The sequence below is a fragment of the Catenulispora acidiphila DSM 44928 genome, from assembly GCF_000024025.1.
Lineage (GTDB): Bacteria > Actinomycetota > Actinomycetes > Streptomycetales > Catenulisporaceae > Catenulispora > Catenulispora acidiphila.
This window is the reverse complement of record NC_013131.1, coordinates 1,357,002-1,369,596: the sequence shown is the minus strand read 5'-3', so window position 1 is coordinate 1,369,596 and position 12,595 is coordinate 1,357,002. Positions and strand designations below refer to the sequence as shown.

Below are 12,595 nucleotides of genomic sequence, written 5' to 3'. Positions count from 1 at the left end.
AGGGGCTCGGGACGGCGCTTTACTTCAGAACGAACGGCGCCACGAAACCGAGCAGCGCGAGCGCCTCGGTCAGCGCGAAGCCGATGAACATGTTGGTGCGGATCATGCCGGCGGCCTCGGGCTGGCGGGCCATGGCCTGAACACCGTTGCCGAAGATCAGGCCCACGCCGATACCCGGGCCGATGGCCGACAGGCCGTACCCCAGGAAGCCCATGCCGGACAGCTTGATGTCGGTGCTCGCGAGGGTGGTCAGAGCAGCGCTCATGTCTCTCGTTTTCCTTCTGGTTGGCCGGCGGGCACTGTGCCAACCGGTCGCTTATAGGTCATGCGGGATCTTGAGTTGTGGTCTTGCACCACGCCCCCTCGCCGGAACAAGGAAGCGCACGTCTGCGTCGGGCTGCCGAGACGGGGCACAGCCCTTGTGTGCTAGCCCCTAGTGCGCTTCCTCGAGCGCACCCTGCAGGTAGCTCGCGGTCAGCATCACGAAGATGTAGGCCTGCAGCGCCTGGATGAACAGCTCGAAGCCGGTCATCACGATCGCCATGGTGAAGGACGCGCCGGAGAAGACGATCCCCTTGACGCTGAACATGTACCAGGCGCCGGCGGAGAACGTGGCCAGCAGCAGGTGGCCGGCGAACATGTTCGCGAAGAGCCGGATACCCAGGGTGAACGGCCGGATGAAGATGTTCGACAGCAGCTCGATCGGGGTCAGGATGACCAGGATGCCGATCGGCACCCCGCTCGGGACGCCGAGGACCCGGAAGTAGCCCAGGCCGTGCCGCTTGAAGCCGGCGTACATGTAGGTCAGCCAGACCATGATGGCCAGGGCCAGCGGGAAGGCGTAGACCGAGCTCACCGGGAACTGGACCACCGGGACGAACGACATGACGTTCATCAGCCAGACGAAGAAGAACAGGGTGAACAGGAAGGGCACGTACTTGTCGCCCTGCTTGCCCATCGAGTCGCGCGCGATGCGGTCGCGCACGAACAGGTAGGCCACCTCCCCGACGTTCTGCACGCCGCGCGGGACCATCTTGGGCTTGTTGAACGCGACCCAGAAGAACGTGATCATCAGGACCACGATCAGCGCGACGATCAGGGTCGGCTTGGTGACGCCGTAGCCGAAGATGTGGAACGCGGGACGGCTGGCGAAGTCGAAGTCCTCCGAGCTCGGCGAGACGCAGGAGAAGCCCCCGTTGTTCCCGAACAGGTGCGGCGTGCCGCTACCGCAGCCCGTGCCGCTGTCCGCGGCCAGGACCGTGCCGCTGGCAAGGCTAAGACTCATCGTGTGTATCCAGACTGGCTCATCGTGACGGCAACCTTCAGGTGTCGGCGCGTCCGGGTCGCCCCCGGGCGCGCGATCGGCACTGGATGTGTCGTGGTTATCGGTCGTGCGGGTCGTTCTGGCCTTACCGGTCGTACGTGCGCGCCGTGCTGTCCCCGTCCTCGGGCTCGACGTCGGCCAGGGCGCGGCGCCTGCGGATCAGCGCCTCGCGTTCCTGCCTCTCCAGGACCGACACCTGCCGGAAGGTGAGGTACAGGCCCGCGGCCAGTCCGAAGACCACCCCGATCGGTGCGAACACGTCGGAGGTGCCGGCCCACTTGTCGATCAGCCAGCCGAGGCCGCCGTAGAGGACCATGCCCGCCAACAGATAGCCCGAGATCGAGTACGGATCGACCTTCTTCTCCGGCTTCCCGGTGGGGGTTTTCGTCTTGTGTGTACTGCTCATGCTGCTCATGCCGCCTCGGACGATAGCAGGAGAGATGACCTTCCCTGAAACCCAGCTGAGAAGGCGTGAGCGGCACGCTGGAATGCGTTAGGAACTCGTGACCTGGGCCGGTCCGGTACCGGACACAGAACAGGGGATGGGTCAGGTCCGGCCGGTAGCACAGTCCGGTTCCGGCAGTGCGCAGGGGATGCGTCAGGTCCGGCCAACAGGCCGGTTGATGGGCGGTCATGGTGCTTACCGGCCGCCGGAGGGCGACGGTTCGGACTCGGCGGTGCTCGCCGGGCGCGCGGGCGCCACCGGCTTCAGCGAGTCCGGGATCGCGGAGGGGTCCGCGTAGAAGATCTTCGTCTTGAGCACCGCGCGGGTCTCGGCGGCCAGCCACACCAGGGTCAGGCCCAGCATCGTGAACCCGAAGGACCGGAAGTGGAACAAGGTGGTGTGCTTGAACGCGATCATCAGCGCGAACAGGAAGAAGATCTTGCCCAGATAGGTGAGCATCGCGTACCCGAGCAGCATCTGCGGCTGGCTCTGGGCGACACGGCTGATGATGACGATCGTCACCGAGAAGAAGGCCAGGACGATGACGCTGCCGAGCAGCGCCCCGATCAGACCCTTGCTGCCGACCAGCACGGCGCAGAGCACGACGGCGATCGCGCCGGCGGCAGCGGTCGGTACCGCTGCTCCGCGCAACAATCGGGCGTCAATGGCCTGCATGGCTTCCCTCAAGAAGTCTTGTAGGTCGCGCGCTGCCGGGGATCCGGCACCGCGTCGTGTCGGTCAGGTTACGGGGGCGGTTCGGATTTCTCACAACCCCTCATCCCCTTGTTCGTGAAAGCTATCACAAGCTCGCCTTCTACGCACGAACCGGTTTTCGCAAGCCCTCTGGACCTGTGTTTTTCCGGATCGGCTCCCTCAGAGTGCGTACTTCTTCAGCTGGGCGAACGTATGCGGGGTGGACGCGGCGCCAACACCGGGTGTGATCAACGTGACAAAGTACGGTGCCGCATGCCGCCGTCGGGATCGGCGCGGTCGACCCCGTTCTCCGTCGAGGCCGCTATGGCCGGGATGGCCGCCTCGACCGTCGAACCCTGCGACAGAGCGCCCTCCGGCGCGGCGGTTCCGGCGGCACCGGCGGCACCACCGGTGTTCGCGCGGTGCCGGGCCGTGGTCGAGGAGCCCACGCGCAGCGCCTTGTTCCGCAGCCGCTCCCGGTGGTCGCCGAGCCGAGGTCCCAGCAGCATCAGCAGTCCCACCAGCGTCATCGCTATGGCGCCGTAGACGATCGGCTGCCGGGACGGCGTCACGGCGAACAGCACGGTGACGAACGCCACCAGCGCCGACCAGAAGTACATGATGAGCACCGCGCGGCGCTTGGAGTGCCCGATCTGCAGCATCCGGTGGTGCAGGTGGCCCTTGTCCGGAGCCAGCGGGGACAGGCCGGCCTTGGTGCGCCGCACCACCGCCATCACCATGTCGGCGATCGGCAGCAGGGTCACCGAGACCGGCATGATCAGCGGCAGGTAGGCCGGGACCAGCTTGTGGACCGAGGTGGTCTGGCTGACGCCGGCGCCGAGCTGGTAGGGGTCGATGCCGCCCATGATGGCGATCGAGGTGGCGGCCAGCAGCATGCCCAGCAGCATCGAGCCGGTGTCGCCCATGAACATCCGGGCCGGGTCCCAGTTGTGGGCCAGGAAGCCCAGGCAGATCCCGACCGTGACGATCGCGATCAGCGCCGGGGCGGTGGCGCCGGTGAGCTTGTAGCTGATGGCCAGCCGGTAGCAGTAGGCGAAGGAGGACAGCGCGGCGATCCCGCTGACGCCGGCGGCCAGCCCGTCGATGCCGTCGACGAAGTTCACCGCGTTCATCAGCGCCAGCACCAGGAACACCGACAGCACGATGGACAGCGTGGGGTCCACGGCCACGATGCCGATGCCGGGGATCACCAGCCAGCTGATCTGGATCCCCTTCACCACCATCACCGAGGCGGCGAAGATCTGGCCGGCGAACTTGGTCAGCGGGTCCAGCTCGAACTTGTCGTCCACCATGCCCAGCAGCACCACCAGGAAGCCGCCCCACAGCAGCGCCTGGATGGTGTTGGACTCGCCGTAGACGTCCCGCTCCAGCATCGGGAAGTGCTCGGCCGCGGTCAGCGCCGCGGCCAGCCCGATGAACATCGCCAGGCCTCCGACGCGCGGCGTCGGGGTCACGTGCACGTCGCGCTCGCGGATCACCGGCACCAGCCCGAGCCGGATGGCCAGCGCCCGGATCGGGCCGCCGAGGAGAAGGGTCACCGCCAGTGCCACCGTCATGGCGAGCAGGTACTCCCTCACGGGATCCTCTCCGCTTCTCTCGCTGGGAACCGCTGGGCCGAACAAGAACAGTCAGACCGAGGATCCACCACGGTCATCGGTGTGCACCAGGTGACACCTGCGTCGCGAGACAACCCTACGCCGAGTCCCGGCAGGCAGTGCGTCACAACTGTGGAACGGAAGCGGTCACCGGCAGAACTTCTTCTCCGCCGCGAACGGATCTGCCGGGACGACCAGCGCCGTCCGGCTCGCCGCGCCGGCGAGGTTGCTCCAGAACCGCCCGAAGGTCATGGGCTGTCTGGTCGAATCCAGCAGTTCCTTCAGGGCGCCGCAGCCCATGGCGTGCCGCGCGGCGGCGACCTGCTGCGGGGAAACCCCCTTGAGAACTTCTTGAGTGTCCACGACCGCCGGATCGCCGTAGTCGGCGAGGATCCACGCCCACGGCAGCTCCTTCTCGTGCCCGGGCCGGCCGGGGGTGGTGACGGTCAGGTGCGCGCCGAGCGGGTTCGCCAGTCCCAGCGTGTCGACGACCTCGTCCCGCAGCGGGGTCTCGGCGCCGGCCGCGCCGAGCCGCCCGGCGGCCACGGCGAAGGGGAAGGGCAGGCTGGGATCGAGCGGGACGTCGATCCCGCCCTCGGAGGTCAGGACGTGCTGCCCGTGCGCCGTCCAGGAGGCGATCGCCTCCCCGATTCCCCGCTCGCGGTTGGTGTATGCCGCCGAGGTCTCCGGGTTGGGCCGTCCGGTCCATTGCTGGTAGCCGACGCGCTCGTCCTCGGCGATGGCGTGTTTCTGGTCGTAGAAGTGGACCGAGTAGGTGGAACCGCAGTAGGCGGCCCAGACCGCGGTCGCCGTGACGGCCGGAACCAGGACCGCCGTCACCGGAACCACCAAGACCGGGAGAACAAGAAGGAACAGGACCGGCAGCACCATGCGCGCGTGCATGAAGTCACCGCCGACCTTGACCACATAAAGGCCGAGCAGCAGACCGGCGGTCACCGGCGTCGCCAGCAGGATCGTGGTGGTGCGGGACTTCAGCGCGCTCTTGTTCATGAGATGAGCGATCGCGGCGGCGAGCAGGATCGCCAACGGAATCCAGACGAAGTAGCCCTTGAGTGTTTCCTCGACATAGCGCCAGCCGCGGTTCCATTGCGAACCGTCGGCGGACTTCGCCAGCGCCGGGAGCGGGACCAGCTCGCCGTAGTAGCCCGCGCGGAAGATCTCGGTGATCAGCGGGAAGGCTTGCGCCGTAACGAAAAGCAGGAGCGTGCGCCGCTTGCCGGGGCGGATGAGGAGCCAGGCCGCGACGGCGAAGACCGCTTCCATCAGGGCGAATTCGGGGCGGACCAAGGGCGCCAGGCCGATGAGCAGAGCCACCAGGTACTGCCGCTTGGTGTCCGGCGTCTCGGCGCACCAGGCGACCAGCGCCAGCCAGCACAGGCCCAGCCACAGGATTTCCAGGCCGGTCTCCAGACCGGAGGTCGCGAAGTCCCAGAACGGCGAGACGCCGAGCAGGAGCAGCGCGCCGGCCGGCAGCAGCGGTCGCCGCGGCTTCGCGCTGAGGCGCGCGTGCAGCCGGGCGGTGGCGAACAGGGCGGAGACGACGCCGCCCACCGCGCACAGCAGGCCGGTGAGGACGGCGACGCGCGCGACGTCGACTCCGGTGACGCCGCCGCCAATGGTGAGCAGCAGCGTCCACAGGGTCGAGGTGTCGGTCTCGGCGCGCTCGTAGGGCGAGTAGACGGGACCGTGGCCGGCGAGGATCTGGCGGACGGTGCGGACGGCGATCATGCCGTCGTCGGCTATCCAGCGGCGGTGGTAGGCCAGCGCGGCGTAGGCGAGGGTGGTCGCGGCTATGGCGACGAGGGTGACGGGGTGGTGGCGGCGGTGGAACGCCGTGACCGCGCGAACCGGATGGACGGCGTCGAGCAGGGGGCGGCGTTGGCGGGGAATGGTTTCGCCACCCGCTGTGGGTGCGGCTGTGCCCTGCTGCCCGACCGACCCGGGATCGCCGGACGCGGCCGGCTCGTGCACCGCGTCCGAGACGTCCGCCGCGTCCGAGACGTCGGTGCCGATCCCTTCGGGCACGCCGGTATCCGTTCCCTGATTCCCCACCCTGCTCCTCCCCGCTCCTCCCCAGCGCCTTCAGCCGTCGGACTGGCAGCCAGCCGCAGGCTACTCGGCGCGGATCAGCGTCGGAGCCACTTCCCGCAGTTGGTCGAAGGTCAGCGCGCCCTCGCGCAGCAGCACCGGGGCGGTGCCGGTGACGTCGACGATGGAGCTGGCGCCGCCCTCGCCGCCGACCTTCCCGGCGTCGAGGTAGACCGACACCGCGTCGCCGAGCTGGTCCTGCGCGTCGACGGCGGTCTGCGCCGCCGCCATGCCGGTCTTGTTGGCGCTGGAGACCGCCATCGGACCGGTCTCGGTCAGCAGCTCGATCGCCACCGGGTGCAGCGGCATGCGCACCGCGACCGTGCCGCGGGTCTCGCCGAGGTCCCAGGTGAGCGTGGGCTGGTGCATCGCCACGATGGTCAGACCGCCGGGCCAGAAGGCGTCGACCAGCTCCCAGCCGACCGAGGGCATGCCGGCGACCAGGCCGTGCAGCGTCGCGGGCGAGGGCACCAGCACCGGGCTCGGCATCGCCGGACCGCGGCCCTTGGCCTCCAGCAGCGCGCGCACGGCCCAGTTGGTGAACGCGTCAGCGCCGATGCCGTACAGCGTGTCGGTGGGGAGCACCACCAGCTCGCCGCGGCGGACGGCGCTGGCTGCCTCCCGCAGACCGGTCTTGCGCTGCTCGGGGTCGGTGCAGTCGAAACGGCGGCTCATGGGGCGTGAGTCTACTGGCCGCCGCGCGGTGCGCGGTCAAAGGTTCCGGCGGACTTCACCCCGGCAGGGTCGGACCCGCCCCGCCGGACCCGCTTAGCCCTTGCGGGCCGTCACGAACCGCGGCCGGTTCGTCAGATCCCGGTGGTCCGACGCCTCGGCCCAGCCGCGCTCCTCCAAGAAGATGCGCTGCACCTCGCCGCCCTGCTTGTCCGAGTGCTCGAACGCCGACCAGCCGCCGGGCTTGAGCAGCCGCTGCGCCGTGCGCTCCAGACCGCGGATGAGGTCCAAGCCGTCCGGACCGGAGAACAGCGCCAGTTCGGGATCGTGGTCGCGGGCTTCGGGGGCGACGTACTCCCACTCGGTCAGCGGGATGTAGGGCGGGTTCGACACCACCACGTCCACCCGGCCGTCCAGTTCCGGCAGCGCCGTCACCGCGTCCGCCAGGTGCAGCGTCACGCGCTCGCCGGCCTCGGAGGCGGCGATGTTGCGAGAGGCCCAGGTATAGGCGTCCTCTGACAGCTCCACGGCGTGCACGCGGGCGCGCGGGACTTCCTGCGCTATGGACAGAGCGATCGCCCCCGAGCCGGTGCACAGGTCCACGATCAGCGGCTCGGCGACGTCCAGCGCCCGCAGCTTGTCGATCGCCCAGCCGACCATCACCTCGGTCTCCGGGCGCGGGACGAACACGCCGGGACCGACGGCCAGCTCCAGATACCTGAAATAGGCCGCACCGGTGATGTGCTGCAGCGGCTCGCGGTTCGCGCGGCGGGCGATGACCTCCCAGTACCGCGCGTCGAAGTCGTGGTCGGGGACGCGGTGCAGGTCGGTGCGGCGCACGCCGTGGACCCAGGCCGCCAGTTCCTCCGCGTCGTGGCGCGGGGAACCGACGCCGGCCTCGGCCAGGCGCAAGGATGCCTGCGCGATCTCAGCGCGCAGCAGTGACAGAGGCTTCCCGGCCTGGGGCGGGCCCGTCGGGTCCTGTGTCACCGGAGTGGAATCGCTCACCGGTCTGTCCCGCCGCCTCAGTTTCCTCCGGCCGCGAGCTTCGCGGCGGTGTCGGCCTCGACGCAGGCCTGGATGACCGCGTCCAGATCGCCGTCGAGCACCTGGTCCAGGTTGTACGACTTGTAGCCGACCCGGTGGTCGCTGATGCGGTTCTCCGGGAAGTTGTAGGTGCGGATGCGCTCGGAGCGGTCCATCGTGCGGATCTGCGACTTGCGGGTGTCAGAGGCCTCCCGGTCGGCCTCCTCCTGCGCCACCGCCAGCAGGCGGGCCCGCAGGATGCGCATCGCCGACTCCTTGTTCTGCAGCTGCGACTTCTCGTTCTGGCAGCTGACCACCACGCCGGTGGGAAGGTGGGTGATGCGGACCGCGGAGTCGGTGGTGTTGACCGACTGGCCGCCCGGACCGGAGGAGCGGAAGACGTCGATGCGCAGGTCGTTGGCGTTGATCTCGACCTCGACGTCCTCGGCTTCGGGCAGGACCAGGACGCCCGCCGCCGAGGTGTGGATCCGGCCCTGGGACTCGGTGACCGGGACGCGCTGCACGCGGTGCACGCCGCCCTCGTACTTCAGCCGGGCCCAGACGCCCTCGCCGGCCTCGTTCACCCGGCCCTTGACCGCCACCTGGACGTCCTTGTAGCCGCCGAGATCGGACTCGGTGGACTCCAGGATCTCGGTCTTCCAGTGCTGACGCTCGGCGAAGCGCATGTACATCCGCAGCAGGTCGCCGGCGAAGAGCATGGACTCCTGCCCGCCCTCGCCGCCCTTGATCTCCAGGATGACGTTCTTCTCGTCCATCGGGTCGCGCGGGATCAGCAGCTTCTGCAGCCGCTCCTCCAGCGCCGTGCGGCGCTCCTGCAGCCCCGGGATCTCCTCGCCGAAGGCGGGGTCCTCGGCGCTCAGCTCCTCGGCCGCGGTGATGTCGTCGCTGACCGAGGTGTACTCCCGGTACGTCTCGGCGATCGGACCGAGCTCGGCATACCGCTTTCCCAGCTTGCGCGCGACGTCCGCGTCGGCGTGCACGGACGGGTCCGCCAGCCTCGTCCCCAGCTCGGCGTATTCGGCGAGCAGGTCGTCGATGACCTCGAACATGTCACGTCCTCACCTAGAAATCCGGACAGCCTCCACAAACGACAAACGGCGGCGCCGGCCCGGGACCGAAGGGTCCACGGCCGCCGGCGCCGCCGCACGCGCTACTTGCTGGCGTCCTTCTTACCGAAACGAGCCTCGAAGCGCGCCACGCGGCCGCCGGTGTCGAGGATCTTCTGCTTGCCGGTGTAGAACGGGTGGCACTGCGAGCACACTTCGGCGTGGATCACGCCGTTGGGCGCGGTGCTGTGCGTCTCGAACGACGCGCCGCAGCCGCAGGTCACGGTCGTGACCTGATAGCTCGGGTGGATGTCGGGCTTCATGTTTCGGCTCCTTGAGGTCGAGTGGCCGCCGGGTCTCCACTGCTGTGGGGTGAACCGGGACCGACGAACCATCTTAACGGGCCGCGGGGGGTGGTTATTCCACGCCCGTCCGAGGTGCGGCGCAGGCGCGCGGCACCGCGGACCGGCGCTTGGCGGGCCGCCCTACTCCGGCGCCAGCACCCGCTCCAGGAAGTCGATCGTGCGCCCCCAGCTCGCGTGCTTCGGGTCGAGCACTTCGAAGTGCCCCATCCCGGGGAACTCGGCGACCTCGACCTCGTCGCCGGACTCGCGGGCGGCGTCGGCGAAGTTCCGGGACTGGGAGATCGGGACGCGGTCGTCCTCGTCGCCGTGTATAAGCAGAAGCGGGGTCTCCAGCGGCAGCAGCGCCGAGGGCGAGGCTGCGGCGTAGCGGTCCGGGACCTGTTCCGGTCCGCCGCCGAGGAACTCCATCGTCGCCGGCACGTCCAGGACGCCCAGACCCTCGCGCGGGGAGCCGACGCCGAGGCGCTCGGCGGCCGCGTCGTACAGGTTCGCCACGCCGGCCTGCGAGACCGCGGCGGCGACCTGGAACTCCGAGGAGAGCCACAGCGCCAGATGACCGCCGGCGGAGTGGCCGACCAACGCGGTCCGGTCGGTGTCGAGGGGGAATTCGCCGGAAAGGGCGCCGAGCTGGTCCAGGGACGCCGCGACGTCGTCGAGGGTCACGCGCCAGGCCTCGCCCCCGCCGCCGTCGCCGACGCGGCGGTAGTCGACGTTCCAGGCCGCGAATCCGCGCTCGGCCAGATCCTCGGCCAACGGCTCCATCAGCTCCCGGTCGAAGGGGGTGCGCCAGAACCCGCCGTGGATCAGCACCACGACCGGGAACGGGCCCTCGCCCTCGGGCACGAACAAGTCGGCGACCTGGGAGGGATGCGGTCCATACGGATGAGGGGCCGGGGTGATCGTCACCCCGGCCACCTTACTTACTCGGTACTCGCGTTGGGAACCGTCAGTCCTGCGGACCGACTAGTCCCGCGGACCGTCTAGTCCTGCGGACCGACCGCCGTCTTCTGGATGGTCATCAGGAACTCGGCGTTGGACTTGGTCTTCTTCATCCGGTCCAGCAGGAGCTCCATCGCCTGCTGCTGGTCCAGCGCGTGCAGGACGCGGCGGAGCTTCCAGACGATGCTGAGCTCCTCGGCGCCGAGGAGCAGCTCCTCCTTGCGCGTGCTCGAGGGGTCGACGTCGACCGCCGGGAAGATGCGCTTGTCGGCGAGCTTGCGGTCCAGCCGCAGCTCCATGTTGCCGGTGCCCTTGAACTCCTCGAAGATCACCTCGTCGAGGCGGGAGCCGGTCTCCACCAGCGCGGTCGCCAGGATGGTCAGCGAGCCGCCGTTCTCGATGTTGCGCGCCGCGCCGAAGAACTTCTTCGGCGGGTACATCGCCTGGCTGTCCATACCGCCGGTGAGGATGCGGCCGGAGGCCGGGGCGCTGGTGTTGTAGGCGCGGCCCAGGCGGGTGATCGAGTCCAGCAGGACCACCACGTCGTGGCCGAGCTCCACCAGGCGCTTGGCGCGCTCGATGGCCAGTTCGGCGACCGTGGTGTGGTCCTCGGCGGGCCGGTCGAAGGTCGAGGCGATGACCTCGCCCTTCACCGAGCGCTGCATGTCGGTGACCTCTTCGGGCCGCTCGTCGACCAGCACCACCATCAGGTGGCACTCGGGGTTGTTCTGGGTGATCGCGTTGGCGACCGCCTGCATGATCATGGTCTTGCCGGTCTTCGGCGGCGCCACGATCAGACCGCGCTGGCCCTTCCCGATCGGCGCGATCATGTCGATGATGCGCGTGGTCAGGATGTGGGGCTCGGTCTCCAGGCGGAGCCGGTCCTGCGGGTACAGCGGGGTGAGCTTGTTGAACTCAGGACGCTGGCGCGAGGAACTCGGCTCCAGGCCGTTGACCGAGTCCAGGCGCACCAGGGCGTTGAACTTCTCGCGGCGCTCGCCCTCCTGCGGGGCACGGATGACGCCGGTGACGGCGTCGCCCTTGCGCAGGTTGTTCTTGCGGACCATGGCCAGGGAGACGTAGACGTCGTCCGGGCCGGGCAGGTAACCGGAGGTCCGCACGAAGGCGTAGTTGTCCAGGATGTCGACGATGCCGCCGACCGGGATCAGGACGTCGTCGTCGCTGATCGTGGTGTCGACCTCCGAGCCGCCCTCGCCGCGGTTGCGGTTGTTGCGGCGGTTCTGCCGGTCCTCGCGGTTGCGGTTGCGGTCCCGGGTGCGCCGGTTGCCGCCGCGGCGGTCGTCGAAGTCATCGCCGCCTCCGCCGGAGTTCTGGCTCTGGTTCTGATTCTGATTCTGGTTCTGGCCGCCGCCGGAGTTCTGCTGGCGGTCGCCGCCGCCCTCGCCGCCGCGTCCGCGGTCGCGGTCCCGGCGGTTGTTGTTGCTGTTGGTGCGCTCGCGGCGGTTGCGCTGCTGGTCGCCCTCGCCCTGGCCGCCCTGCGCGGACTGGCCGGCCTGGCCGCCCTCGGCCGTGGCGGTCGCGGTAGCCGCGGCGGCGGGCGCCTGGCCCTCGGCGGTGGCCACCGCGCCCTCGGCGGCCTTGGCGGCCCGCTCGGTGCGCTCGGCCCGGTCGGCGCCGCGCTCGGCCCGCTCGGCCCGCTCGGCACGCTCCGTGCGCTCGGCGCGCGCGGCCGGCTCGGCGGCGGCCTTCTCGACCCGCTCGCGCTGCGGCTGCACGGGGATGTCGGCGCGGACCTCAGAGGTCTGCTCCGCGGCGGCCTTCTCGGCCGCGGCGGCGGTGTTGCTGGCCCGGGTACGGCGCGCGGTGGTCCGCGCGGGCGCCGCCGCGGCGGCGGGCTCGGCCTTGGCCCCGCCGTTGTTCTTCTCCTGAATTGCCTCGACGAGCTGGCCCTTGCGCATCCGCGCGGTACCGGTGATCCCCAGGCTCACGGCGTAGGCCTGGAGCTCGGGGAGCAGCATCGAGGACAGCCCCTTGCCGGCACGCCCGGCGGGGGCGGTGGCGGGGGATTCAGTCGTGGTGTCGCTCACGAAGCGATCCTTCCTGGTCGCCGACCGGCGGCGGAACTTTCCGCCGCGGACCGGGGACAGGTGCTGGTTGTGAAGAGCTGTGTTGAATTTGGAACAAAGGCTGCGACGCGGGTGCCCGCACGTGACCGGCGCTGCGCTCGACTTGATCGGCACAGGCCAGTCGCGGATGCTTTCACACGGGATACCTTGACCGCACTCGCGCAAATCGCCGCCGCCGACGGTCGTGCCCGCCAAGGGAAGGGAGTCGCGCTGTCGCTCACCAGTGGAGACGTAGGTGCTCGACAGGAGAGT

At 69.6% G+C, this 12,595-nt stretch carries 12 protein-coding genes; all 12 read right to left on the bottom strand.

What is annotated here, in order from left to right; all coding sequences use genetic code 11:
* Window positions 1-19 precede the first annotated feature (19 nt).
* Window positions 20-265, bottom strand: a complete 246-nt coding sequence (atpE, locus tag CACI_RS06015; protein ID WP_012785432.1) for an ATP synthase F0 subunit C — start codon at window positions 263-265, stop codon at window positions 20-22.
* A gap of 168 nt (window positions 266-433) precedes the next feature.
* Window positions 434-1,285, bottom strand: coding sequence for a F0F1 ATP synthase subunit A (gene atpB, locus CACI_RS06010; RefSeq protein WP_012785431.1), 852 nt, complete (start codon window positions 1,283-1,285; stop codon window positions 434-436).
* Between the two features lie 124 nt (window positions 1,286-1,409).
* Entirely contained in the window at window positions 1,410-1,730 is a 321-nt protein-coding gene (locus CACI_RS06005; RefSeq protein ID WP_012785430.1) for an AtpZ/AtpI family protein, read from the bottom strand.
* A 234-nt stretch (window positions 1,731-1,964) separates the two neighbouring features.
* Window positions 1,965-2,444, bottom strand: a complete 480-nt coding sequence (locus CACI_RS06000) for a hypothetical protein (protein ID WP_012785429.1) — start codon at window positions 2,442-2,444, stop codon at window positions 1,965-1,967.
* A 266-nt stretch (window positions 2,445-2,710) separates the two neighbouring features.
* Window positions 2,711-4,060 (bottom strand): glycosyltransferase family 4 protein, encoded by a 1,350-nt coding sequence (locus CACI_RS05995; RefSeq protein WP_012785428.1) that lies wholly within the window; start codon window positions 4,058-4,060, stop codon window positions 2,711-2,713.
* A gap of 165 nt (window positions 4,061-4,225) precedes the next feature.
* On the bottom strand, window positions 4,226-6,124 hold the full coding sequence (locus tag CACI_RS05990) for a hypothetical protein (RefSeq protein WP_049871487.1): 1,899 nt from the start codon (window positions 6,122-6,124) through the stop codon (window positions 4,226-4,228).
* 87 nt (window positions 6,125-6,211) lie between these two features.
* On the bottom strand, window positions 6,212-6,862 hold the full coding sequence (locus CACI_RS05985) for an L-threonylcarbamoyladenylate synthase (RefSeq protein WP_012785426.1): 651 nt from the start codon (window positions 6,860-6,862) through the stop codon (window positions 6,212-6,214).
* 93 nt (window positions 6,863-6,955) lie between these two features.
* Window positions 6,956-7,807 (bottom strand): peptide chain release factor N(5)-glutamine methyltransferase, encoded by an 852-nt coding sequence (gene prmC / locus CACI_RS05980; RefSeq protein WP_041541209.1) that lies wholly within the window; start codon window positions 7,805-7,807, stop codon window positions 6,956-6,958.
* Between the two features lie 77 nt (window positions 7,808-7,884).
* On the bottom strand, window positions 7,885-8,955 hold the full coding sequence (prfA, locus tag CACI_RS05975) for a peptide chain release factor 1 (RefSeq protein WP_012785424.1): 1,071 nt from the start codon (window positions 8,953-8,955) through the stop codon (window positions 7,885-7,887).
* Window positions 8,956-9,056: 101 nt separating this feature from the next.
* Window positions 9,057-9,275 carry a 50S ribosomal protein L31 gene (rpmE, locus tag CACI_RS05970; protein WP_012785423.1) on the bottom strand — a complete coding sequence of 73 codons (219 nt, stop codon included), beginning with the start codon at window positions 9,273-9,275 and terminating at the stop codon, window positions 9,057-9,059.
* A 162-nt stretch (window positions 9,276-9,437) separates the two neighbouring features.
* Entirely contained in the window at window positions 9,438-10,223 is a 786-nt protein-coding gene (locus CACI_RS05965) for an alpha/beta hydrolase family protein (RefSeq protein ID WP_012785422.1), read from the bottom strand.
* Window positions 10,224-10,297: 74 nt separating this feature from the next.
* A complete protein-coding gene (rho, locus tag CACI_RS05960) occupies window positions 10,298-12,304 on the bottom strand; it encodes a transcription termination factor Rho (protein ID WP_012785421.1) in 2,007 nt (668 codons plus the stop codon).
* Window positions 12,305-12,595 lie beyond the last annotated feature (291 nt).

What these genes read in the sequence shown, in the direction of transcription:
- CACI_RS06005 (WP_012785430.1), bottom strand. Translation starts at nt 1,730, where the DNA reads ATGAGCAGTACACACAAGACGAAAACCCCCACCGGGAAGCCGGAGAAG.
- rpmE (WP_012785423.1), bottom strand. Translation starts at nt 9,275, where the DNA reads ATGAAGCCCGACATCCACCCGAGCTATCAGGTCACGACCGTGACCTGC.
- atpE (WP_012785432.1), bottom strand. Translation starts at nt 265, where the DNA reads ATGAGCGCTGCTCTGACCACCCTCGCGAGCACCGACATCAAGCTGTCC.
- CACI_RS06000 (WP_012785429.1), bottom strand. Translation starts at nt 2,444, where the DNA reads ATGCAGGCCATTGACGCCCGATTGTTGCGCGGAGCAGCGGTACCGACC.
- atpB (WP_012785431.1), bottom strand. Translation starts at nt 1,285, where the DNA reads ATGAGTCTTAGCCTTGCCAGCGGCACGGTCCTGGCCGCGGACAGCGGC.
- CACI_RS05985 (WP_012785426.1), bottom strand. Translation starts at nt 6,862, where the DNA reads ATGAGCCGCCGTTTCGACTGCACCGACCCCGAGCAGCGCAAGACCGGT.
- prfA (WP_012785424.1), bottom strand. Translation starts at nt 8,955, where the DNA reads ATGTTCGAGGTCATCGACGACCTGCTCGCCGAATACGCCGAGCTGGGG.